Here is a 22,429-nt window from a genome sequence, read left to right on the forward strand (position 1 = left end):
GTGAACGAGAGCGTCGACCGGTACTCGGAACACTACGGCCTGCGGGAAGACCTCGTCGCGGCCCTCCGGCGCGACCTCCTCGGTCCGCTGGGCGGCAGCGAGGAAGTGTTGGAGGACGACGCACCCGTCACCGTGTACCCCGTCGGCGTGCTCTTCCCGCAGCGGGCCGCAGGGCGTCCCGCCGAGGGCCTGAGTGACAACGAAGCGACCCTCGACGGACAGGACTCCTCCCCGTTGACGCGCCGAGGAGACAGGGAGGAGGGAGAGACCGAGCTCGGCGTCTCCCTCGCCAATCGGCGAAAGCCGTCCTCCATGGGGCTCACCTTCGCAGTGGAGCTCGATGCCGCCTCCGAAGTGACGGTTCACGTGCGCACCGCCGTCTACGAGCCGCGTGACGAGGAAGGTCGACCGGTCGCCGTCGAGAGGAGCGAGGCACGTACCACCAAGGAGCAGCGGGAACGTTGGGTTCGCCGGCCGCTCGACCTCGAGAGTCACAGTCTCGACGTGGCACGCCCCGGCTCCTTGCGCATGTCCTGGGCCAACGCTCCGGGTCTGGAACTCCACGCACGCGTACGCGAACCCGTGGGCACACCGGGAAGAGTGACCGTCACAGTCAGCCTCGTCAACGCCCTGACCGTCGGCCCCTACGACCTGCAGGACGCCCGCTGCTACTTCCAGCCGGAACTGGAAGTGGTGGCTCCGGAGGGAACGACCCCCTTCGTGGAACGGCCGGCCGAATCCGGTGCGGTCGACCTGGAGCAGGCGACCTCGCGTCTCCTCCATCGACACGCACCGTCATTCGCAAGCGGCCACGGCTGCTCCGCGCACTGGGACTGGCAGCCGCCCGCGCCGGGGTCCACGACCACAGGGCCGATCGCTGTCTCGTCGGTGCGCACCGAGTTCGTTCCCACGCACGAGGTGCTGCTCACCGACTCCAACCCGCAGATCGACGACTCGGCGCTGCGTATGCTCGCCCTCGCCGAAGGGTCGAACGACTACGTGGTCGAGGCATTGCGTGCCCTCGTCAGCGACTACGCGGCCTGGATCGAGACGCAGGAGGACGCGGCTCGCCATCTGGTCGACACGGACCATGTCTCAGCCGCCCAGGAACAGTTGCGCTCGTGTCGGATTGCCTGCCGGCGCATGGAACGTGGCGTTGATCTGCTGGCCGATTCGGAGCGCCCGCGCATCATGGAAGCGTTCCGGGCAGCCAACAGATCCATGGCTCATCAGCGGGCCCGTTCGGCGTGGATCAAGTCGGGAAGAACGGGAGAGCCGGACCACGAAGGACTCGCCGGCGGCAAATGGCGCCCCTTCCAGATCTCGTTCATTCTGCTCTGTCTGGAGGGCATCGTCGATCCCGACAGCGACGATCGGTCCGTGGCGGACCTGCTGTGGTTCCCCACCGGTGGCGGCAAGACCGAGGCGTACCTCGGGCTCATCGCCTTCACTGTCTTTCTGCGGCGCTTGCACCGCCAGTCGGAGAACGACGGTGTGACGGTGCTGATGCGTTACACCCTTCGTCTGCTGACCCTGCAGCAATTCCAACGGGCCGCCGCCCTCATCTGCGCCATGGAACGTGAACGGGCCGCTGCTCCACAGAGCTTCGGATCGAAGACGATCTCAATCGGTATGTGGGTGGGTCGCTCCGCGACGCCCAACACTCTGGCAGAGGCGACCGAGAGCCTGAGGGTGCTGCGCGGTGGACGTTCCGTCCAGGAGATGAATCCCGTCCAGCTTCACGCCTGCCCCTGGTGCGGATCGGCGCTCGACGCCCACGATTACGAGGTGTACGAGGACCAGGTCCGCATGGCCGTCCGCTGCCCCTCACCCACATGCGACTACCACGAGGGCCTGCCCGTCCATCTCGTCGACGAGACCGTCTACGCAGAGCGCCCCACCCTGGTGATCGCGACAGTGGACAAGTTCGCTGCCATGCCATGGCGCCCTCAGACGGCCGCGCTCTTCAACCGCGAGCCCGATGACGGGACCCCACCCCCTGAACTCGTCGTCCAAGACGAACTCCATCTGATTTCAGGTCCCCTCGGCACACTGACCGGTCTGTACGAATCAGTGGTCGACCATCTCTCCGACCACCCCAAAATCATCGCCTCGACCGCGACCATTCGCCGCGCCATTGATCAGGGCGGCAGACTGTTCCATCGAGCGGTACAACAATTTCCACCAGCGGGCCTCGATGCCCGCGACTCCTGGTTCGCGGTCGAAACCCCGCGCGAGCAGAAGGCGTCCCGCAGGTACGTGGGCGTCCTGACCCCCAGTACGAGCCAGGCGACCCTGCTCGTGCGCACTTACGCCATACTGCTGCACCACGCCATGCGAAGCGGTGCCGACGACTCGGTGAAGGACGCCTACTGGACGTTGCTCGGGTACTTCAACAGTCTGCGGCTGCTGGCCGCAGCCGAACTCCAAGTCCTCGACGACGTCCAGGACAGGCTGGAATACCTCGCGAGACGGGACGGCCTGGACGTCGCAGCGGCCCGACGAGTCAGCGAGCTCACCGAGCTCACCAGCCGCGCGGACTCCAGTGACGTCCCCCTGCGCCTTCGCCAGGTCGAGCGGGCGCTCCCCCACCCCGAGACCCTGGATGTCCTGCTGGCCACGAACATGATCTCGGTCGGCGTGGACATCGACCGTCTGGGACTCATGGCGGTCATGGGGCAGCCGCAGACGACCGCCGAGTACATCCAGGCCACCAGTCGGGTGGGCCGCCGCCACCCGGGGCTCGTCGTCGCCATGCTCAACTCCGCTCGATCCCGTGACCGTTCGCACTACGAGAGCTTCCTGCACTTCCACTCGGCGCTCTATCGGGAAGTGGAATCCACGAGTGTCACCCCCTTCTCGGCGGGCGCCAGGGACCGGGGGCTGCACGCGGTGGTCGTGGCCCTGGCGCGACTCCTCATCCCCGGTCTGAGGGAGAACGACCGGGCCGGAAGGATCAAGGAACACCGGCCCGAGCTCCAGTCGATCGTGGAGGCGGCTCTTCTCCACCGGGTCGAGGAGGTCGACAAGGGCGAGGCGAAGGCAACCCGCCACGCCGTCGCTGAGTTCCTCGACTGGTGGTGCGGCGAGGCGGACCTGCAACCCGGCCTGCTCTACGAGGCCCATCGCAGATCGCGGCAGTCTGCCCTGCTCAGCGGGTTCACGGACGACGAAGAAGCCCAGGGGTGGCCGACCCTGTGGAGTCTGCGCGACGTCGATGCCGAATCCGCCCTTTTCCTGGAGGCTTCGAAGTGAGTCCTGCTCCCCGTCGACGCCCCGGCCGTGCCGGTGTCGCCGCACGCGGCTACCGTCGGCTGGGCTCGGTACGCCGAGCCCAGTTGATCACTACGTACGGTGTCGGCTCCCTCGTGGCGATCGAGAACGAGTCCTTCATCGTCTCCGGTCTCGATTCCTGGAATGTGGATCATGCACCGCGGATCTACGAGCCGCGCCTCGCCTGGTTCCTCGGAGTGCGATCGTTCCGGCTGCCGCCGGCTCCGGACAAGGACACCAAGGACGGCGTCCGTATGCAGAGATTTCCCCTCTGGTACTCGTGCCCCAGTTGTCACGTCCTGCAGGCGTGGCACCGATTCAACTCTCCCAACGGCAAGAGCGTGTGCCAGGACTGCGACGAGGACCTGACCCCGTCCCGGTTCGTAGTCGCCTGCGAGAACGGCCACTTGGACGACTTTCCGTACTGGAAGTGGGTCCACAGGGATCATCTGGACATCGGCGAGGGTTTCTGCGGCGGGCAGTTGAGTATCAGAACCAGCGGAAGCACCGCCTCTCTCCGCTCGGTTCTGGTGTCGTGCAGCTGCGGCCGCGCTCCCGAGGTGTCGCTGGAAGGCGCGTTCAGAACCACCGTCCTGCGCACACTGAAGGTCTCGTGTCGCGGACGCCGCCCCTGGCTCAACGGCGCCCCCACCGAGAAGTGCGACCGACAGCCGCGGACACTCCAGCGTGGTTCCTCCGCCGCCTGGTACCCCATCGAACGATCCGCGATCTCCATCCCTCCGCTGAGTTCCGGCTGGCAACAGCGCCTCGCACCGTACATCGACGAGGCACTGCAGCTCCCCGGCGAGGAACGTCGATACTTCCTGAAGTTCCTCAAGGGAGAGCAGAACAACCGAAAGGTGGTACCCGACGACAAACTGGACGCCGCCCTCGATCTCCTTGCGCAGGAGAGCGATCGCCGACATGGAGAAGGCACGGCAGTCGAAGACCGCGATCAACCCCGCGAGGGGGCGTACGCGCGGCTCCGCAGAGAAGAGTACGAAAGCCTCTGCAGCGAGATCCCCGAAACGGGCGGACCGGATGAGCAGAAGTTCGTCTGCGAACACCCTCGCGGCGACGAGAAGCCGGTCCGGCGATCGGGCATCGAGCAAACCATGCTGGTCAAGCGCCTACGCGAAGTACGAGCCTTGGCGTCCTTCACACGCGTCGACCCCCCGACGGAAGCCGACGACGACAGTCGTCATGCCAGGCTGTCCCTCTCCGACATTCCATGGTTGCCAGCCATGGAGGTCATCGGTGAAGGGGTCTTTCTCCGCCTGGACGAGCAGCGTCTGCACGCATGGGAGCAACGTCCCGGCTCTGTTTCACGAGCCCGACGCATCCACGACAACCATGTTCGGCTGTTGCGGGAGCGTGCCGAGGCCGCCAAGAAACCTGTGCCGGAATCCCATGTCACGGCCCGATACGTGCTGCTGCACACCCTGGCGCATGTGCTCATCAACGAGTGGAGCCTCGACGGGGGATACCCGACCGCGGCCCTACGCGAACGCCTGTACGTGTCGGACAATGGCATGTCCGGGATCCTGATCTACACGGCGACAAGTGACTCGGCGGGCAGCCTCGGCGGCATCGTTCAGCAGGGCGAGCCCGAGCGCCTCGCCACGTCACTCGCTTCGGCACTGCGTAGAGCCGAATGGTGCTCCATGGACCCGTTGTGCATGGAGTCGGAGGCAAGCGGAGCCGACAGTCTCAATCTGGCGGCCTGCCATTCCTGCGTCCTGTTGCCCGAAACCAGTTGCGTGGAGCAAAACGCGTTCCTGGACCGGGCACTCCTCATCGGCACTCCCGACGGATCAACGGCGGGATTCTTTTCCGGAGGCGAGCCCCCATCCGTATGAGACCAGGAGCGACAGCGTTCGACGGAACCTGCGGACGGTCCGGGTGCAGGCGTCACACAGTCGAGCATTAGCCTCGGAGTGGACAGTCCACAGAGGCGCAGGAGGCACAGCATGGCCAAGGTTCCGGCAGCAGCTATAGCCGCGGGTGGGCTCGTGGGTGGGTACGGGGTTGCCCGGTGGACCAAGAAGCGGCCGCTCGGTGGGGTGGCGCTGGCCGCCGCCGGGGCCGTGGCCGCGCGGGAGTGGCAGCGGACGGCCGGGACCAAGGCGGCCGTCGGGCTCACCACGGCCTACGTCGCCGCGTTCGCCGGGTCGCACCCCCTGGCCAAGAAGGTCGGCGCCTGGCCGTCCGTGTTCGCTGTGGCGGGTGGGGTTGCCGTGGCCTCCTGGGCCGTCACCAGGAAAAATGCCTAGCCGAGAACGGGAACCGTTTGAACGCGGGGAACGACTCGTACGTACGTAACAACGCACACTGCGACTCCCCGCAGGATGGACCGCTGGGTGCGTGGCCACGCAGAGCAGGGACAGGACTGCGGTCACGCGCCCAGCAGGGGATGCCGGGTGCCCCGCGTGCCAGGAGCCGAGTCGTACGTCGGCCGCTCAAGCCGCCGCCCCGCCACCCCGCCCGCTCCCGGGCAACACACCGCCTCCCGGCCACCGGGCCGCACGCGCCCGCTGGAGGGCAACCCCCGCTTCCAGCGCCGCCAGGCCCCCGCACCACACACCCCGGCCCCACAAGAGACGGCCCTCCTACCCCCCAACCCCCCGCGCCACCGCGAAGATCACCACCCCCGCCAGCGCCCCCACCACCGTCCCGTTGATCCGGATGAACTGGAGGTCGCGGCCGATGTGGGCCTCGATCTTCTTCGATGTGTCGGCCGCGTCCCAGGAGCGGACCGTGTCCGTGATCAGGGACGTGATCTCCGCGCGGTACGTGGAGACCACGTACGCCGCCGCGTCCTGGACCCAGCCGTCCACCTTCGACTGGAGGCGGGTGTCCGTCGACAGGCGGGTGCCCAGGGACAGCAGGGACGCCCTCGCCCGCAGGCGCAGCTCGCTGCGCTCGTCGTCCGCCGCCGCGATGATCATCGCGCGGACGGAGGACCACGCCGAGGCGATCACGTCCTGGACCTCGGGGCGGGACAGCACGTCCGACTTCAGGCGCTCCACCTTCGCCCGCGTCTCCGTGTCCGACTGGAGGTCCGCCGCGAAGTCCGCCAGGAAGCGGTCCAGCGCCCCGCGCGCGGGGTGCGACGGCATGTCCCGCATCTCCGTCACGAAGCGGAGCAGTTCCTTGTAGACCCTCTCCCCCACCTTTTTGTCCACGAAGCGGGGGGTCCAGCCGGGGGCGCCGCCCTGGACCGCGTCCATCACCGAGTCCCCATGCAGCACCAGCCAGTCGTGCGCCCTCGCGCACACCAGGTCCACCACCCGGCGGTGGCCGCCGTCCGCGACCACCTTCTCCAGGGTCTTGCCGATGCCCGGGGCGATCTCCGCCGCGTCCGCCCGGCGGGTGATCGCCTCGCCCACCACCGCCTGGACGTCCGAGTCCCGCAGGACGGTCAGCGCTCCGCGCAGTGCCGTGGCCAGCTCTGACGTCACCCTGTCCGCGTGGGACGGGTCCGCCAGCCACGTTCCTACCCGGGCGCCTATTGCGAGCGCGCCGAGTCGCGTACGGACCACCTCCGGGGAGAGGAAGTTCTCCCCTACGAACGAGCCCAGTGACTCCCCCAGCTGGTCCTTCTTGTTCGGGATGATCGCCGTGTGCGGGATCGGGACGCCCAGCGGGTGGCGGAACAGGGCCGTCACCGCGAACCAGTCCGCCAGCGCGCCCACCATCCCCGCCTCCGCCGCCGCCGCGACGTACGCCGCCCAGGAGCCCGCGCCGGAGCGGTCCGCCCAGGTGGCGAGGGCGAAGATCAGCGCCACCAGGAGCAGCAGGCCCGTCGCCGTGGCCTTCATACGGCGCACGCCCCGGCGCTTCTCCTCGTCCGCCGCCGTGTACGAGAACGCGGACGTCAGGCCGGCGCCAGGTGCGGCCGCGGCCGACTCGCCGAGGCCACCCGGCCCGCCATGGCCGCCCGGACCGCCAGGGCCGCCCGGACCGCCAGGGCCCGGCTCCCCCGCCCTGGCCGAATCAGTACGTTCCATTCGCTCCGCCCGTCCACGCGCACACACCACCCCGTACGCAATTGTCCCTACATGAGGGACTCCCGGGGCGCACGTCGAGTTCCCGTGGGAAGAGTGAACCCTCCTGGGGTGCCCAGCGGCGTGCCCTCAGCGCAGTTCCTTGCGGGGGGCGTCCCCGGCCTTCCGCTTAGCCGCCTTCCGCTGCTTGCGCTCCACCCCGATGCCGCCCATCAGGGCGAATCCCGTCACCGTCACCCGCGGTGAGCCCGGGGTGCCCTCGCCCGTCGCCCTGTCGCCGAAGCCGCCCATCAGGCCGAAGCCGCGGACCCTCACCGTCAACTCGGGCGGGACCGTCACCCCCATACCGCCCATGACCGTGAAGCAGCGGATCACCGTCTCGGCGGACTCGAAGCGGGCCTCGCGCAGGTCGATCTCGCCGCCGCCCCACATCGCGAACGCGGTGAACGTCCGGCCGACCGTCCACGTACCCCTGCGGCCGAACCCGCCCCAGAAGGCGAAGGCGCCCCGCGAGGTCGCCGTGCCACCGATCCTCGACGGCCAGTCGACCTCCGCAGAAGACGAGGAAGCCGAAGAAGCGGCCGTGGGAGGAGCCGGTGCGCGCACGCCCGGCGCCGGCAGATCCCGTACCAGCGGCGCCAACTCCCCGTGCGTGCGCGCCTTGTACGCCGCCTCCAGGCGTTCCTCGAACTCCTCCATGTCGAGCCGCCCCTCGGCCACCGCGTCCCGCAGCGCCTCGGCCACCCGCTCGCGTTCCGCGTCCGATGCCCGCATCTCGGGAAGACCCGCCCCCGAAGCCCCCGAAGGTTCACTCGTCATACCGCCAGCCTAATGAAGGCCCCGGTCGGCGTACATCCGAGCGATCACCGACTCGATGTCCGGCTCCCGCACCGACAGGTCCACCAGCGGATACCGCTCCGCGATCTTCGCCACCAGCGGCGCCGCCGACGCCGTGGCCGGGAACGCCAGCCACTGCCTCGGCCCCTCGACCTTCACCACGCGCGCGTCCACGACGTCGATCGGCGCGAGCTCGCGCTCCAGGTCGACCACCAGGGTGCGCTCGCTGCCGCCGACCTCGTGCAGCCCGGCCAGCGCGCCGTCGTACACCAGGCGGCCGTGGTCGATCACCATCACGCGCTTGCAGAGCTGTTCGATGTCGGTCAGGTCGTGGGTCGTCAGGAGGACGGTCGTGCCGAGCTCCGCGTTCAACTCCCGCAGGAAGGTGCGTACTTTCGCCTTGCTCACCACGTCCAGGCCGATGGTCGGCTCGTCCAGATAGAGCACCTCCGGGTCGTGCAGGAGGGCCGCCGCGATGTCGCCCCGCATCCGCTGGCCCAGCGAGAGCTGGCGTACGGGCACGTCCAACAGCTCTCCCAGGTCGAGAAGTTCGACGCAGCGGTCCAGGTTCTCGCGGAAGCGGTCGTCCGGGATGCGGTACATGCGGTGGGCCAGGCGGTACGAGTCGTACAGCGGCAGGTCCCACCAGAGCGTGGTGCGCTGGCCGAAGACCACGCCGATGCGGCGGGCCAGACGGGTGCGCTCGCGCGAGGGGTCCAGGCCCGCCACCCTCACCCGGCCGCCGCTCGGGGTCAGGATGCCGGTGAGCATCTTGATGGTGGTGGACTTCCCGGCGCCGTTGGGGCCGATGTAGCCGACCATCTCGCCGCGCGGCACCGAGAAGGTGATCCCGTCGACCGCCCTGACCTGCTTGCGCTCGCGCCGCAGCCGCCGCCCGTTCTTGCGGCGCACCTCGAAGACCTTCTCGACGCCGTCGAGTCGGATCACCTCACCCATGATTGCCTCCCGTCAGCTTCCGGTGCTCCGGTACGCGCGCACGCCCGCCCGCCACGCGGCCCCCGCCAGCGCGCAGCAGCCCGCCGCCACCAGCGGCGGCGTGAACGCCAGCCAGCCCGGCAGGTCCAGCGGGTACGGCCGGCCCAGCACGTACATCGCGGGCAGCCAGTTCACGAAGGCCAGCGGGACCACGAAGGTCACGCCGCGCACCATGTCCTTGGCGAAGACCGTCGGCGGGTACTGGAGCATCTGGTTCCCGCCGTACGTGAAGGAGTTCTGCACCTCGGAGGCGTCCTGCGCGAAGAACTGGAACGCCCCGCCCGCCACGAACACCGCCGAGAAGATCGCCGCGCCGCTCAGCAGCATCAGCGGGATCATCAGCGCCCGCAACGGCGTCCAGTGGACGTCGAGCGCCGGCAGCGCATAGCCGAGGACGAGGAGCCCCTGGGTGATCCGGCCCAGGCGGCGCAGCGCGAACCGGTCCGCCGCGACCTGGGCGAGCACCGGCACCGGGCGCACCAGCAGCGTGTCGAGCGTGCCGTCGCGCACCCGGCGGCCGAGCCGGTCCATCGACCCCATCACCAGGTCCGCGAGCCCGAACGCGGCGCCCGACGCGCCGTACAGGAACGCCACTTCGGGCAGCGTGTAGCCGCCCAGCGCGTCGATGTGCGAGAACATCAGCAGGATCGCCACGAAGTCGAGCCCGGTGGCCAGGAAGTTGCCGAGCGCCGTCATCAGGAAGGACGCCCGGTAGGCCAGCGTGGAGCGGATCCACATCGCCGCGATCAGGCGGTACGCGCGGATGCCCTCGGCGGCGCCGCGCAGCCGGCCGGCCCGCACCTCGTGCCAGGGTTCGCGGGCCGCCGCCCCGGCCACCCCGTCGGCCACCGTCTCAGCCACCCTGCACCACCACCCGCCGCGTCGCCGCCGCCTGGAGCAGGCGTCCGATGCCGAGCAGCAGCGCGGCCCAGCCGAGCTGGAAACCGTACGCCCGCACCAGCCCCCAGCCGGTGTGGCGGCCGAGCAGGACGTCGGCCGGGATCTGGAGCAGCGCCGACCAGGGCAGCGCCCGCGCCACCTCGCCGAGGGCGCCCGGGAAGACGTTGAGCGGCAGCAGCATCCCGGAGAAGAAGATCCCGCCGAGCCAGGCCATCTGGGCCATGCCCGCCCCGTCGAGCAGCCAGAACGCGGACAGCGCCACCAGATAGCGGATCGAGAAGCTGACGAGGACGCCGAGGAAGACGGCGGACAGGAACGCCAGCCACGTCCTCGGGTCGGCGGGCAGCGCCAGGTCGAAGGCGAGCGCGCCGAACACCAGCGGCACCAGCCCGCGCCCCAGGAGGTGGAAGGCGGCCCGGCCCACGTCACCGGCCAGCCACCACAGTTGGAGGTCGGCGGGGCGGTACAGGTCGATCGCGATGTCACCCGTACGGATGCGTTCGATGAGCTCGTCCTCGAAGCCGCCGCCCATCATCGCGACCGTCATGATGAGGGCCTGGCCCAGCCATACATAGGTCAGTGCCTCGGCCTGGTCGTAGCCGCCCAGACGAGGGCGGACGCTCCACAAGGCCATATAGGTGTACGCCATGATCGCGCCGAAGACGGTGTTGGTGAACACCCCTGCCGCCGTGGCGATCCGGTACGTCGTATGGCGCCGGAACCCACCCGCGGCAACGACCGCGTAGAGCCGCACCCCACACCTCCCCGTCCGGTCCGTGTATGAAGGGGCCATGCCCGACCGTGCCCGACAGCGCCCGAGCACCGCACCGCGCGCGTGCGCGTCACCGTACGCAGAGCCGGCGCACCAAAGCGTCCGACCCTAGTGCCGTCCGGCGTCCGCCGCGACGGCTTTTCCACGGCCGGACGTGCAATATGGGCGTACATCGCGAATCACCCGATACAGCGCAGTGGCGAGAGAGACATGAGCGACGACGAGCAGCCACCCCGGCCCCCTCAGGGCTGGGCCCCTCGGGACCTCAGCGCCACCGGCCCGGAGGCCCCCGCCGCCCCGGGCGGCGACGCGGAGGGCCCGGGCGAGGAGACCGGCAAGGGCATGAAGAAGCGGCCCAAGCGGACCGGCTGGCGGCGCGTCATCCCCACCTGGCGGATGGTCCTCGGCACCGTCCTCGTCGTCGCCCTGCTGCTCATCGGCGGCTTCATCGCCGGCTACGCCCTCGTCCACATCCCGCCCGCCAACGCCACCGCGACCGCCCAGTCCAACGTCTTCCTGTACGCGGACGGCAGCCAGCTCGCCCGGGACGGTGAGATCAACCGCGAGAACGTCCGGCTCGCACAGGTCCCCCTCACCGTCCAGCACACCGTGCTCGCCGCCGAGGACCGCGACTTCTACTCCGAACGGGCGGTCGACCCCAAGGCGATGGTCCGCGCCGCCTGGAACACCCTCACCGGCAAGGGCAAGCAGTCCGGCTCCACCATCACCCAGCAGTACGTGAAGAACTACTACCTGGGGCAGGAGCAGACGATCAGCCGCAAGGTGAAGGAGTTCTTCATCGCGATCAAGCTGAACCGCGAGGTCAGCAAGTCGGACATCCTGGAGGGCTACCTCAACACCAGCTACTTCGGCCGCAACGCATACGGCATCCAGGCCGCCGCCCAGGCTTATTACGGCAAGGACATCGAGAAGGTGACCACCGCCGAGGGCGCCTACCTCGCCTCGCTGCTCAACGCCCCCAGCGCGTACGACGTGGTGGCGCACCCGGAGAACAAGGCGAAGGCCGTGGCGCGCTGGAACTACGTGCTCGACGGCATGGTCAAGAAGAAGTGGATGACCCCGGCCGAGCGGGCCGCCGCCACCTTCCCGGTACCGGGCAAGGCGCGGCCCGCGGCCGGGATGGCCGGGCAGCGCGGCTATGTCGTCGAGGCGGTCAAGGACTATCTGACCAACAACAAGATCATCGACGAGAACACCCTTGCCAAGGGCGGCTACCGGATCACCACCACGCTCCAGAAGGCCAAGCAGGACGCGTTCGTCGCCGCCGTCGACGACAAGGTGATGTCCCAGGTCAGCGCCGACCGCAAGGTGGACCGCAACGTCCGGGTGGGCGGCGCCTCCATCGACCCGGACAGCGGCAAGGTGCTCGCGATGTACGGGGGCATCGACTACACCAAGCAGTACGTCAACAACGCGACCCGGCGCGACTACCAGGTCGGCTCGACCTTCAAGCCCTTCGTCTTCACCTCGGCCGTCGAGAACGCCTCCAAGACGCAGGACGGGCGCACGATCACCCCCAACACCATCTACGACGGCACCAACAAGCGCTTCGTACAGGGCTGGTCGGGCACCCCGTACAACCCCTCGAACGAGGACGACAGGTCGTACGGGCCGATCACCGTCCGGTCCGCCACCGACCTCTCCGTGAACGCGGTGTACGCGCAGATGGCCGTGGACGTCGGCCCCAGGAGCGTCCGCCGGACCGCCGTCAGCCTGGGCATCCCCGCCGGCACGCCCGACATGCCCAACGGGCCGTCCATCGCGCTCGGCACCGCGACCGCCTCCGTCCTGGACATGACCGAGGCGTACGCCACGCTCGCCAACCACGGCAAGCACGGCACGTACACGATGGTCGAGTCCGTCACCAAGGACGGCGAGAAGGTGGATCTGCCCGCACAGGACGACAAGCAGACCGTCACCCGCGAGGCCGCCGACACCACCACCTCGATCCTCCAGAGCGTGGTGGAGGGCGGCACCGGTACGGCCGCGCAGGCCTCGGGCCGTACGGCCGCGGGCAAGACCGGCACCGCCGAGGACGACAAGGCGGCCTGGTTCGCGGGCTACACGCCCGATCTGGCCACCGTGGTCGCGGTGATGGGCCAGGACCCCGACACGGCCGCCCAGAAGCCTCTGTACGGCGCCCTCGGCCTGCCCCGGATGAACGGCGGCGGGCCGCCCGCGCAGGTGTGGGCGCAGTACACGGCGGGCGCGCTCAAGGACGCCGAGCCGCAGGACTTCGACCTCCAGCTCCAGGAAGGCGCGTCCGTGCCGCCGCCGGTCGAGACGCAGGCCCCCAACCCGAACACCCCGAACCCGCCGGGCCAGACCGAGGGCCAGGACCAGGGCCAGACACAAGGACAGACCCAGGGCCAGACGCAGGGCGGGACGACCAACGGCGGCCCGACCACGGGCGGCACGACCACGGGCGGCACGACGACGGGCGGGACCACCGGGGGCACCACCGACGGAGGCACCACCGACGGAGGCACCACCGGCGGCCCGACCGACGGCGGCACCACCACGGGCGGCACCACCGACGGCGGCACCACCGGAGGAACCACGGACGGCGGGCCCACCAACGGCGGGACGACGGCGGGTACCGACGGCGGCGCCACCACCACGGGCGGCGCGACGACGGGGACGACGGCCGGGGGCGCCAACCGCCCGCGCCGCCCACCGCGTACGTAGGAGCGATACGGGTCAGTGGCCGGAGGTGGCCTTGAGGCCGACCACGGCCACCAGAAGCAGACAGACGAAGAAGATCCGGGCGGCGGTCGCGGGCTCACCGAGCACCACCATGCCGAGCACCGCCGCACCGGCCGCGCCGATGCCCACCCAGACGCCGTAGGCGGTACCGATGGGCAGGGTCTTCGCGGCCTGCGAGAGCAGCATCATCGAGGCGACGATCCCGGCACCGGTGAAAAGGCTGGGCCACAGCCGGGTGAACCCGTCGGTGTACTTCATCCCGATCGACCAGCCGACCTCGAGCAGACCGGCGACGAGCAGCAGAACCCAGGCCATGACAGGCACCTCCGAGAGACGTACGCGCGCGTACGTCCGCACGCGCGGGGTGCGTCGTCTTGTCGTAACCCGGTACGACGCGTCTCGTCGGGGTGCCTCAAAGGTAGCAAAAGACCGCGAAAGGGCAGCGAAAAGGGCTGGTGACGAGGGCCACCAGCCCTTGGTCTCCGCGGTTGGAAGCAGGGTCAGAGATACAACCCGGTCGAGTCCTCCGACACCCGCTCCGAGGCGACGGCGTGCAGATCGCGCTCCCGCATCAGTACGTAGGCGATGCCGCGCACCTCGACCTCGGCACGCTCCTCGGGGTCGTACAGCACCCGGTCGCCCGCCTCGACTGTCCGGACGTTCTGCCCGACCGCGACCACCTCGGCCCAGGCCAGCCTCTTGCCGACGGCGGCGGTCGCCGGGATGAGGATGCCACCGCCGGAGCGCCGTTCGCCCTCGGGTGTGTCGGACCGGACCAGCACGCGGTCGTGGAGCATCCGGATGGGCAGCTTGTCGTGGGTGTTCTCGCTCACGGACCGAACCTACCTGCCCCGACCCCCGGCGTATGCCGAAGGGCCGGGGAGAAGCAGGACGAGAAGGCGGCGGTCAGTCCCGGCGCTTCTTGGCCGACGACATGGCGAGCAGCCCGACGAGACCGAGGGCGAGGAGCGCGACCGGCACGATGCGCTCGACACGGGGCGCGCCGTCCTCGCTCACGAACTGGGCCTTCACGTCCGAGACGGTCCGGTTCACGGCGACGAAAGCCCGGCCCGCGGTGCGGTCCACGGCCGAGGCGACCCTGGCCTTCGCGTCGCCGACGATCGTCCCCGGGTGCAGCCGCACGCCGATCTCGTCGAGCGTCACCGCGAGCTGGTCCCGGCGGCTCCTGATGTCCGCCTCGATCTGCGCAGGGGTCCTGGCTTCCGACACTGCGCCGCCTCCGTCGTTTTATGGGGTACGGGGTGTTGTACAGGGTGTTCCGTGGTGTTCCGTCATCGACAGTCTGTCAGCTCTACCGCCGATGCACTGTCACAGGCCCCCATTAGGCTCTGCTGGAGTACGCCACACCCCCGTCCCCTTCCGGAGGAAGATCCCATGAGCGAGCGACTCGTCCCCGGCGACACCGCCCCCGCCTTCACCCTGCCCGACGCGGACGGCAACGAGGTCTCGCTCGCGGACCACAAGGGCCGCAAGGTCATCGTGTACTTCTACCCGGCCGCCCTCACCCCCGGCTGCACCAAGCAGGCCTGCGACTTCACGGACAACCTCGCCGTCCTGGCCACCGCCGGCTACGACGTGATCGGCGTCTCCCCCGACAAGCCGGAGAAGCTCGCGAAGTTCCGCGAGCAGGAGTCCCTCAAGGTCACCCTGGTGGGCGACCCGTCGAAGGAGGTCCTGGAGGCGTACGGGGCGTACGGCGAGAAGAAGCTCTACGGCAAGACGGTGACCGGCGTCATCCGCTCCACGGTGATCGTGGACGAGGAGGGCAAGGTCGAGCGCGCGCTGTACAACGTGAAGGCGACGGGCCATGTCGCCAAGATCATCAAGGATCTGGGGATCTAGGTGTTCTGTCCACGGAGGTTGGGTGCGGTGACAGTGATCACCGTCTGGGGATCTTGAACGAGTGAGGGCCTTCCGGGTTCGGTGTGGATTGCGACGTCTACACCAGCCCGAAAGGCCCTCATGCCCCACCGTAACTGGTGACCTTGCCGAAACATGCCGACCGGACCAACAGGTCTCAACCTCATCGAGCCCTGGCCTAAATCGGAGTGCCGTAGATGTGCGTTGAGTGTGGCAACACCGGCGAGCGGCCGGGGCGACCGATCGCCTTGCAGATCGACCACATCAATGGGGACTGGCGGGACAACCGCCGGGAGAATCTGCGCTGTCTGCGCCCCAACTGCCGCGCGATGACGGAGACGTGGTGTCGCCGGAAAGAGCCGACGCACCTCGCCGGACAGTCCGCTCTGCCCGTACACTGAACTCCGCCGATCGAGCAGTGCGACTGGCAGCAGGCGGCCTTGGCGGAACGGCAGACGCCTCGCATTTAGGGTGCGATGGGAGCAATCCCGTGAGGGTTCGAATCCCTCAGGCCGCACAGAGCATGAAATCGAAGGTCTGGCTCGCAGTTCTCGCGAGCCAGACCTTCACGCCTTGACAGGCCCTCAGCCCAACAGCTCCCGCACCACCGGCGCCAGCGCCCGGAACGCCCTGCCCCGGTGGCTGATCGCGTTCTTCTCCCCGGCCGTCAGCTCCGCGCACGTGCGCGTCTCGCCCTCCGGCTGGAGGATCGGGTCGTAGCCGAAGCCGCCCGTCCCGGTGGGGGTGTGGCGGAGGATGCCCGGGAGGCGGCCCTCCACGACCCGCTCGGTGCCGTCGGGGAGGGCCAGCGCCGCCGCGCACGCGAAGTGGGCCGCGCGGTGTTCGTCCGCGATGTCGGAGAGCTGGGCCAGGAGCAGGTTCAGGTTGGCCCTGTCGTCGCCGTGGGTGCCGGACCAGCGGGCGGAGAAGATGCCGGGGGCGCCGTTCAGTACGTCCACGCACAGGCCCGAGTCGTCCGCGACCGCGGGCATGCCGGTGGCCTGGGCCAGGGCGTGGGCCTTGAGGAGGGCGTTCTCGGCGAAGGTGACGCCGGTTTCCTTGACGTCGGGGATCTCGGGGTACGCGTCGGCGCCGACGAGTTCGTGGGGCAGTCCGGCGTCCGCGAGGATCGCGCGGAGTTCGGTGATTTTGCCGGCGTTGCGGGTGGCGAGGATCAGGCGGGTCATGCCCCCAGTATCGGGGGCGGGCCCGGCGTCACGGTGTGCAGACCTTGCCGACTTCCTTCGCCGCATCCTTGACGGGGCTGATGTCCGGCGTGCTGTCGCCGTTCTTGATCGCTGAACGGACGTTCGCGACCGCCTTGTTGAGGTTGTCGACCGCCTTGGAGAGGTCGGTGTTGTCCGTCTTGTTCTTCAGGGACGACAGGTTCTTGTCGATGTCGTTGAGGGCCTGGTCCGCCTGCGTCGGGTTGTCGGTGGCGTTGGACACGGCGCGGCCGAGGTCGTCGACGCTGGAGGCGATCGCGTCGGCGGTCTGGACGCAGTCGAGCGCCTTGCTGACCGCGCTGCACCCGACGGCGGCGGGCAGGGCGAGGGCGGCGGTGACGGCGGCGAGCGCGAGGGCGCGGCGGCTGCGGCGCATGGGCGGGTCCTCCCCGGGGTGTACGGACGGGCGTACGGTTCGGCCCGTACGCCCGTGTCGGTAGGGACGCCGGGAGCGGCCCTCTTGGTTGCCTCTTTACTCGCCGAGCGTGCGGCCGAGCGCCTCGACCTGGAGCGCCGCGAGGTCGGCGCAGCCGCCGGTGGCGAGGTCGAGCAGGGCGTTGAGCTCCTTGCGGTCGAACGGCTCGGCCTCGGCGGTGCCCTGGACCTCGACGAAGCGGCCGTCGCCGGTGCAGACGACGTTCATGTCGGTCTCGGCGCGGACGTCCTCCTCGTAGCAGAGGTCGAGGAGCGGGGCGCCGTCGACGATCCCGACGGAGACAGCCGCGACGGTGCCGGTGAGGGGCTGGCGGTTGGCCTTGACCAGCTTCTTGGCCTGGGCCCAGCTGACGGCGTCGGCGAGGGCGACGTACGCGCCGGTGATGGCGGCGGTGCGGGTGCCGCCGTCGGCCTGCAGGACGTCGCAGTCGAGGACGATCGTGTTCTCGCCGAGGGCCTTGTAGTCGATGACGGCGCGGAGCGAGCGGCCGATCAGGCGGCTGATCTCGTGGGTGCGTCCGCCGATCTTGCCGCGTACGGATTCGCGGTCGCCGCGGGTGTTGGTGGAGCGCGGGAGCATCGAGTACTCGGCGGTCACCCAGCCCTCGCCGCTGCCCTTGCGCCAGCGGGGGACGCCTTCGGTGACGGAGGCGGTGCAGAAGACTTTGGTGTCGCCGAAGGAGATGAGGACGGAGCCCTCGGCGTGCTTGCTCCATCCGCGTTCGATGGTGACGGGGCGGAGCTGGTCGGGGGTGCGGCCGTCGATACGAGACATGCCCCGAGCCTAGCTCGTGGGCGCCGGGGCCCCGGGCGGGGGCGGGGCACGCGAAAGGGCATGCGAGAGGGGCCCCTCCCGCGCCGGGAGGGGCCCCTCTCAAAGACTCGCGTCGCTTACATCATGTCTTCGATGTCCGCCGCGATCGGGTCGGCGTCGGTGCCGATGACGACCTGGATCGCGGTGCCCATCTTGACGACGCCGTGGGCGCCGGCGGCCTTCAGCGCGGCCTCGTCGACCTTGCTCGGGTCAATGACCTCGGTGCGGAGGCGGGTGATGCAGCCCTCGACCTCTTCGATGTTCTCGATACCGCCGAGCCCGGCGACGATCTTCTCAGCCTTGCTGGCCATGTCTGTCTCCCTGTTCTTTCAAAGAACGCTGTGGCGGCGCACCGCAGGTCCGGCCGACCGCAGTTCCGCTTTGTCACCGTAACGCACGTTTGGCCCAGTTACGCGAGCGGGCGTCCACGCGCTGGCCAAGGATGACGATCACCGGTACCGCGCCCGTGCGGCCAGGCTCCGGACGATACCGCAACTGGTCTACACCAGTGCGCAACGCATCCCGGAACTGGCTTGTTCCGGCGGGGACGTACGGGACGGAGGGGCGCCGATGAGCGCGGACGGCGCGGCAGTGGACCGGCCGAAGTGGTGGAACGGCGCGTTCCAGAACCTCCAGAAGATGGGCCGCAGCCTCCAGTTGCCGATCGCCGTCCTGCCCGCGGCCGGCATCCTCAACCGGCTCGGCCAGCCCGACGTCTTCGGCAAGGACGGCCTCGGCTGGACCGACGTCGCCAAGGTCATGGCCGGTGCGGGCGGCGCGCTGCTCGACGCCAACATCGGGCTCCCGCTGCTGTTCTGCATCGGCGTGGCCATCGGCATGGCCAAGAAGGCGGACGGCTCCACCGCGCTCGCCGCCGTGGCCGGATTCCTCGTCTACTACAACGTGCTGCGCCAGTTCCCCAAGGACTGCGCCGCCGGGGCGAAGGTGATCTCGGCGGGGTGCCAGGCGAACGACGGGACGGTCGCGGCCTTCACGTACCAGAACCCCGGGGTCTTCGGCGGCATCGTCATGGGCCTGCTCGCCGCCTGGTTCTGGCAGCGCTACCACCGGGTCAAGCTGGTCGACTGGCTCGGCTTCTTCAACGGCCGCCGGCTCGTCCCCATCATCATGTCGTTCGTCGCCATCGCCTTCGCCGCGATCTGCCTGTGGATCTGGCCGCCGATCGGCGACGGCCTGGAGAGCTTCAGCGACTGGCTGGCGGGGCTCGACGCCTGGGGTTCGGGCATCTTCGGCGTCGCCAACCGCGCGCTGCTCGTCATCGGCCTGCACCAATTCCTCAACGTGCCCATCTGGTTCCAGTTCGGCAGCTTCACCAAGCCGGACGGGACCGTGGTGCACGGTGACATCAGCATGTTCCTGGCGGGCGACCCGGATGCGGGCCAGTTCACCACCGGCTTCTTCCCGATCATGATGTTCGCGCTGCCCGCGGCCGCGCTGGCGATGACGCACTGCGCCAAGCCGCACCGCCGCAAGCAGGTGGGCGGTCTGATGCTGTCGGTCGGCCTGACGTCGTTCGTCACCGGCATCACCGAGCCGATCGAGTACTCGTTCCTCTTCATCGCCCCGCTGCTGTACGTGATCCACGCGATCCTCACCGGCGTCTCGATGGCGGTGAGCTGGGGGCTGGGCGTCAAGGACGGCTTCAGCTTCTCGGCCGGGCTGATCGACTACGTCATCAACTGGAACCTGGCGACCAAGCCGTGGCTGATCATTCCGATCGGTCTCGTCTTCGCCGTCGTCTACTACGCGATCTTCCGGTTCGCGATCACCAAGTTCGATCTGCCGACTCCCGGGCGCGAGCCGGAGGAGCTGGAAGAGGAGATCGAGCGGGAGAACACGAAGTAATAACGGCGGGATAACCAAGCGGTTGTACGGCAGAGGCCTCGGACCCCAGGGTCCGGGGCCTTTGTCCGTCATGCCGGAATGTATGGCTCAGCACACAGAAATTGCAGGTTCCTTATCTAACCCTCACCGTGCTACAACTGGTCTACACCACTCAATGGTGTAGACCACGCGGGCTTAACCGCGTTCCCCCCTGAGACACCGCCGTCCCCCCGTACTTTTCCATGTCCCCGGGCGGCGCCTTGCCAACTGGAGGAAGTTGATGAGTACGGCCACCGCTACGGCGGCGCCCGCGAAGAAGCGGGGTTCTGGTGTTTTCCAGGGTCTGCAGAAGATCGGCCGCAGCCTTCAGCTGCCGATCGCTGTTCTGCCGGCCGCAGGCATCATGGTCCGCCTCGGGCAGGACGACGTCTTCGGTAAGGACGGCCTCGGCTGGGACAAGGTTGCCGCCGTCTTCGGCAACGCGGGCGGCGCGATCACCGGCGCCCTGCCCCTGCTGTTCTGCATAGGCGTGGCCATCGGCTTCGCCAAGAAGTCCGACGGCTCCACCGCTCTGGCAGCCCTGGTCGGCTTCCTGGTCTACAGCAAGGTCCTGGAGGCGTTCCCGGTCACCGAAGCGGTGATCAAGGCGGGCAAGGACGACCCGGCGACGTTCAACAACCCGGGTGTCCTCGGCGGCATCATCATGGGTCTGCTGTCGGCGATGCTGTGGCAGCGGTACCACCGCAAGAAGCTGGTCGACTGGCTCGGCTTCTTCAACGGCCGCCGACTCGTCCCGATCATCATGGCCTTCGTCGGCGTCGTCGTCGGCGTCTTCTTCGGCCTGGTCTGGGAGCCCATCGGTGACGGGATCGCCGACTTCGGCAAGTGGATGACGGGCCTGGGCGCCGGGGGCGCCGGTCTGTTCGGCGCCATCAACCGCGGGCTGATCCCGATCGGCATGCACCAGTTCGTGAACACCGTGGCCTGGTTCCAGCTCGGTGACTTCACCAACTCCGCCGGCGAGGTCGTGCACGGCGACTACGGCCGCTTCCTGGCCGGGGACCCGTCCGCCGGTATGTTCATGTCCGGCTTCTTCCCGATCATGATGTTCGGCCTCCCGGCCGCCGCGCTCGCCATGGCGCACACCGCCCGCCCCGAGCGCCGCAAGGCCGTGCTCGGCATGATGATCTCGCTGGCGCTGACCTCCTTCGTGACCGGTGTGACCGAGCCGATCGAGTTCTCGTTCATGTTCATCGCGCCGCTGCTGTACGTGATCCACGCGGTGCTCACCGCTGTGTCCCTCGCGGTCACTTGGGCGCTCGGTGTCCACGCGGGCTTCAACTTCTCAGCCGGTCTGATCGACTACGCGCTGTACTGGAAGCTCGACACCAAGCCCTGGCTGATCATTCCGATCGGTCTCGTCTTCGCCGCGATCTACTACTTCGTCTTCCGCTTCGCGATCACGAAGTTCAACCTGATGACCCCGGGCCGTGAGCCCGAGGAGGAGATCGAGGACCTGACGAAGGCGTAAGTCTCACGGGTTGTACGGAAGGGCCCCCGCACCGAGTTGGTGCGGGGGCCCTTTCCCGTACCGACCGGCGGGATCAGACCTCGTACACCGCACCCGGCGCCGCCAGCTCCACCGGGCCCTTGTACGCCCCACGGGCATCCGCCAGGTTGACCTCGCCGTCCGTCCACGGCGGGATGTGGGTCAGGACCAGGCGGCCGGCCCCGGCGCGGGCGGCGTGTTCGCCGGCCTCGCGGCCGTTGAGGTGAAGGGCCGGGACGTCCTCCTTGCCGTGCGTGAAGGACGCCTCGCACAGGAAGAGGTCGGTGCCCTCGGCCAGCTCGTCCAGGGCCTCGCAGACGCCGGTGTCGCCCGAGTACGTGAGGGACCCGCCGCCGTGCTCGATGCGGATGCCGTACGCCTCGACGGGGTGGCAGACCCGCTCCGTACGGACCGCGAAGGGGCCGATGTCGAACGAGCCGGACTTCAGGGTGCGGAAGTCGAACACCTCGCTCATGGAGGAGCTGGACGGCGTGTCCGCGTACGCCGTGGTGAGCCGCTGCTCGGCGCCCTCCGGCGCGTACACCGGCAGGGGGGCGCAGCGTCCGCCCTCATGGCGGTAGTACCGGGCCACGAAGTAGCCGCACATGTCGATGCAGTGGTCGGCGTGCAGATGGCTGAGGAAGATCGCGTCGAGGTCGTAGAGACCGATGTGGCGCTGCAGCTCGCCCAGGGCGCCGTTGCCCATGTCGAGGAGCAGCCGGAAGCCGTCGGCCTCGACGAGGTAGCTCGAACAGGCCGATTCCGCGGACGGGAACGACCCGGAGCAGCCGACGACGGTGAGCTTCATGGAGCGTGAACCTCCGGGAGCGGCAAGGGAACGGGGAGGGCGGCGGGAGGTCGTGCGGTCCGTCGAGCGTAAGGCGCCGCACTGCCGGTCGCTCCTCAGTGGCAGGCCGTTGTGGGGGAACTCACCTGCGCTGTCACCGGTTCGGGCGGAGTGCGGGCGGAGCGCGCGCGGGGGGCGTGCGGGGGGCGTGCCGCCGGGTAACGTCTGCGGTATGGACACGTCCTGGTGGCTCGCGGTGATCGCCGTGGTGGTGGTCGCGCTGGGGGCCGCGGTGGTCGACGGGCGGGGGGGGGGGGGGGGGGGGGTGAGGGGGGGGGGGGGGGGGAAGGATGCGCCGCGCAAACGACCCGCCCCTCCCC

Annotated in this window: 21 protein-coding genes, 1 tRNA gene and 1 riboswitch; of the genes, 9 read left to right on the plus strand and 13 right to left on the minus strand. The window is 69.2% G+C overall.

Annotated features, from left to right (window positions below; genetic code table 11):
* The 3 genes from ACZ499_RS09445 (at position 1) to ACZ499_RS09455 (ending at position 5,546) form a co-directional block, all read left to right on the plus strand.
* Positions 1-3,255 carry a helicase-related protein gene (locus ACZ499_RS09445; RefSeq protein WP_468673581.1) on the plus strand — a complete coding sequence of 1,085 codons (3,255 nt, stop codon included), beginning with the start codon at positions 1-3 and terminating at the stop codon, positions 3,253-3,255.
* The gene (gene drmB / locus ACZ499_RS09450) at positions 3,252-5,132 is read left to right on the plus strand and encodes a DrmB family protein (RefSeq protein WP_468673462.1); all 1,881 of its coding nucleotides are present in this window, start codon (positions 3,252-3,254) and stop codon (positions 5,130-5,132) included. Before ACZ499_RS09445 ends, drmB begins: the two co-directional genes overlap by 4 nt.
* Positions 5,133-5,243: 111 nt before the next feature.
* Positions 5,244-5,546, plus strand: a complete 303-nt coding sequence (locus tag ACZ499_RS09455; protein WP_385539958.1) for a hypothetical protein — start codon at positions 5,244-5,246, stop codon at positions 5,544-5,546.
* 336 nt (positions 5,547-5,882) lie between these two features.
* Here the strand turns inward: ACZ499_RS09455 and ACZ499_RS09460 are convergent, their stop codons facing one another.
* The 5 genes from ACZ499_RS09460 to ACZ499_RS09480 form a co-directional block, all read right to left on the minus strand.
* Positions 5,883-7,283: a DUF445 domain-containing protein gene (locus ACZ499_RS09460; RefSeq protein ID WP_468673463.1), complete on the minus strand. Its 1,401-nt coding sequence runs from the start codon at positions 7,281-7,283 to the stop codon at positions 5,883-5,885.
* A gap of 126 nt (positions 7,284-7,409) precedes the next feature.
* Complete coding sequence (locus ACZ499_RS09465) at positions 7,410-8,054, minus strand: DUF1707 SHOCT-like domain-containing protein (RefSeq protein ID WP_468673582.1); 645 nt, start codon at positions 8,052-8,054, stop codon at positions 7,410-7,412.
* Between the two features lie 54 nt (positions 8,055-8,108).
* Positions 8,109-9,074 (minus strand): ABC transporter ATP-binding protein, encoded by a 966-nt coding sequence (locus ACZ499_RS09470; protein ID WP_468673464.1) that lies wholly within the window; start codon positions 9,072-9,074, stop codon positions 8,109-8,111.
* Between the two features lie 12 nt (positions 9,075-9,086).
* Entirely contained in the window at positions 9,087-9,974 is an 888-nt protein-coding gene (locus ACZ499_RS09475) for an ABC transporter permease (RefSeq protein WP_468406944.1), read from the minus strand.
* Positions 9,967-10,767 carry an ABC transporter permease gene (locus ACZ499_RS09480; RefSeq protein ID WP_468673465.1) on the minus strand — a complete coding sequence of 267 codons (801 nt, stop codon included), beginning with the start codon at positions 10,765-10,767 and terminating at the stop codon, positions 9,967-9,969. The genes ACZ499_RS09475 and ACZ499_RS09480 overlap by 8 nt, the downstream gene beginning before the upstream one ends.
* A gap of 228 nt (positions 10,768-10,995) precedes the next feature.
* On the opposite strand from ACZ499_RS09480, the gene ACZ499_RS09485 reads away from it, so the two are divergent.
* Positions 10,996-13,494 (plus strand): transglycosylase domain-containing protein, encoded by a 2,499-nt coding sequence (locus ACZ499_RS09485; RefSeq protein WP_468673466.1) that lies wholly within the window; start codon positions 10,996-10,998, stop codon positions 13,492-13,494.
* A gap of 12 nt (positions 13,495-13,506) precedes the next feature.
* Here ACZ499_RS09485 and ACZ499_RS09490 read toward each other — a convergent pair whose 3' ends face one another.
* The 3 genes from ACZ499_RS09490 to ACZ499_RS09500 form a co-directional block, all read right to left on the minus strand.
* Positions 13,507-13,827, minus strand: a complete 321-nt coding sequence (locus ACZ499_RS09490) for a DMT family transporter (RefSeq protein ID WP_101388474.1) — start codon at positions 13,825-13,827, stop codon at positions 13,507-13,509.
* Between the two features lie 48 nt (positions 13,828-13,875).
* A riboswitch (guanidine-III (ykkC-III) riboswitch) is annotated at positions 13,876-13,940 on the minus strand.
* Positions 13,941-14,012: 72 nt separating this feature from the next.
* A complete protein-coding gene (locus tag ACZ499_RS09495; protein WP_468406952.1) occupies positions 14,013-14,345 on the minus strand; it encodes a GroES family chaperonin in 333 nt (110 codons plus the stop codon).
* A 73-nt stretch (positions 14,346-14,418) separates the two neighbouring features.
* Positions 14,419-14,742 carry a DUF3618 domain-containing protein gene (locus tag ACZ499_RS09500; RefSeq protein ID WP_468406954.1) on the minus strand — a complete coding sequence of 108 codons (324 nt, stop codon included), beginning with the start codon at positions 14,740-14,742 and terminating at the stop codon, positions 14,419-14,421.
* A gap of 165 nt (positions 14,743-14,907) precedes the next feature.
* Between ACZ499_RS09500 and bcp the strand changes: the two genes are divergently transcribed.
* From bcp to ACZ499_RS09515, 3 genes are all read left to right on the plus strand, one after another.
* The gene (gene bcp, locus ACZ499_RS09505; RefSeq protein WP_468673467.1) at positions 14,908-15,375 is read left to right on the plus strand and encodes a thioredoxin-dependent thiol peroxidase; all 468 of its coding nucleotides are present in this window, start codon (positions 14,908-14,910) and stop codon (positions 15,373-15,375) included.
* Between the two features lie 215 nt (positions 15,376-15,590).
* Positions 15,591-15,794 carry an HNH endonuclease gene (locus tag ACZ499_RS09510; protein WP_468673468.1) on the plus strand — a complete coding sequence of 68 codons (204 nt, stop codon included), beginning with the start codon at positions 15,591-15,593 and terminating at the stop codon, positions 15,792-15,794.
* Positions 15,795-15,827: 33 nt separating this feature from the next.
* Positions 15,828-15,910, plus strand: a tRNA-Leu gene (locus tag ACZ499_RS09515).
* Between the two features lie 67 nt (positions 15,911-15,977).
* Here the strand turns inward: ACZ499_RS09515 and rdgB are convergent.
* From rdgB to ACZ499_RS09535, 4 genes are all read right to left on the minus strand, one after another.
* On the minus strand, positions 15,978-16,580 hold the full coding sequence (gene rdgB, locus ACZ499_RS09520; RefSeq protein ID WP_468673469.1) for an RdgB/HAM1 family non-canonical purine NTP pyrophosphatase: 603 nt from the start codon (positions 16,578-16,580) through the stop codon (positions 15,978-15,980).
* A 28-nt stretch (positions 16,581-16,608) separates the two neighbouring features.
* Positions 16,609-16,995 (minus strand): hypothetical protein, encoded by a 387-nt coding sequence (locus ACZ499_RS09525; RefSeq protein WP_468673470.1) that lies wholly within the window; start codon positions 16,993-16,995, stop codon positions 16,609-16,611.
* Positions 16,996-17,091: 96 nt separating this feature from the next.
* Positions 17,092-17,829, minus strand: a complete 738-nt coding sequence (gene rph, locus ACZ499_RS09530) for a ribonuclease PH (protein WP_468673471.1) — start codon at positions 17,827-17,829, stop codon at positions 17,092-17,094.
* Between the two features lie 116 nt (positions 17,830-17,945).
* Complete coding sequence (locus ACZ499_RS09535) at positions 17,946-18,179, minus strand: PTS sugar transporter subunit IIB (RefSeq protein WP_018517946.1); 234 nt, start codon at positions 18,177-18,179, stop codon at positions 17,946-17,948.
* A 259-nt stretch (positions 18,180-18,438) separates the two neighbouring features.
* Between ACZ499_RS09535 and ACZ499_RS09540 the strand changes: the two genes are divergently transcribed.
* Both ACZ499_RS09540 and ACZ499_RS09545 read left to right on the plus strand, forming a co-directional pair.
* Positions 18,439-19,734: a PTS transporter subunit EIIC gene (locus ACZ499_RS09540; protein WP_468673472.1), complete on the plus strand. Its 1,296-nt coding sequence runs from the start codon at positions 18,439-18,441 to the stop codon at positions 19,732-19,734.
* A gap of 259 nt (positions 19,735-19,993) precedes the next feature.
* The gene (locus ACZ499_RS09545) at positions 19,994-21,244 is read left to right on the plus strand and encodes a PTS transporter subunit EIIC (protein ID WP_385539934.1); all 1,251 of its coding nucleotides are present in this window, start codon (positions 19,994-19,996) and stop codon (positions 21,242-21,244) included.
* Positions 21,245-21,317: 73 nt separating this feature from the next.
* On the opposite strand, the gene ACZ499_RS09550 is transcribed toward ACZ499_RS09545, so the two are convergent.
* On the minus strand, positions 21,318-22,070 hold the full coding sequence (locus ACZ499_RS09550) for an MBL fold metallo-hydrolase (RefSeq protein ID WP_468673473.1): 753 nt from the start codon (positions 22,068-22,070) through the stop codon (positions 21,318-21,320).
* Positions 22,071-22,429 lie beyond the last annotated feature (359 nt).

The organism is Streptomyces sp. NPDC031265, assembly GCF_055570295.1.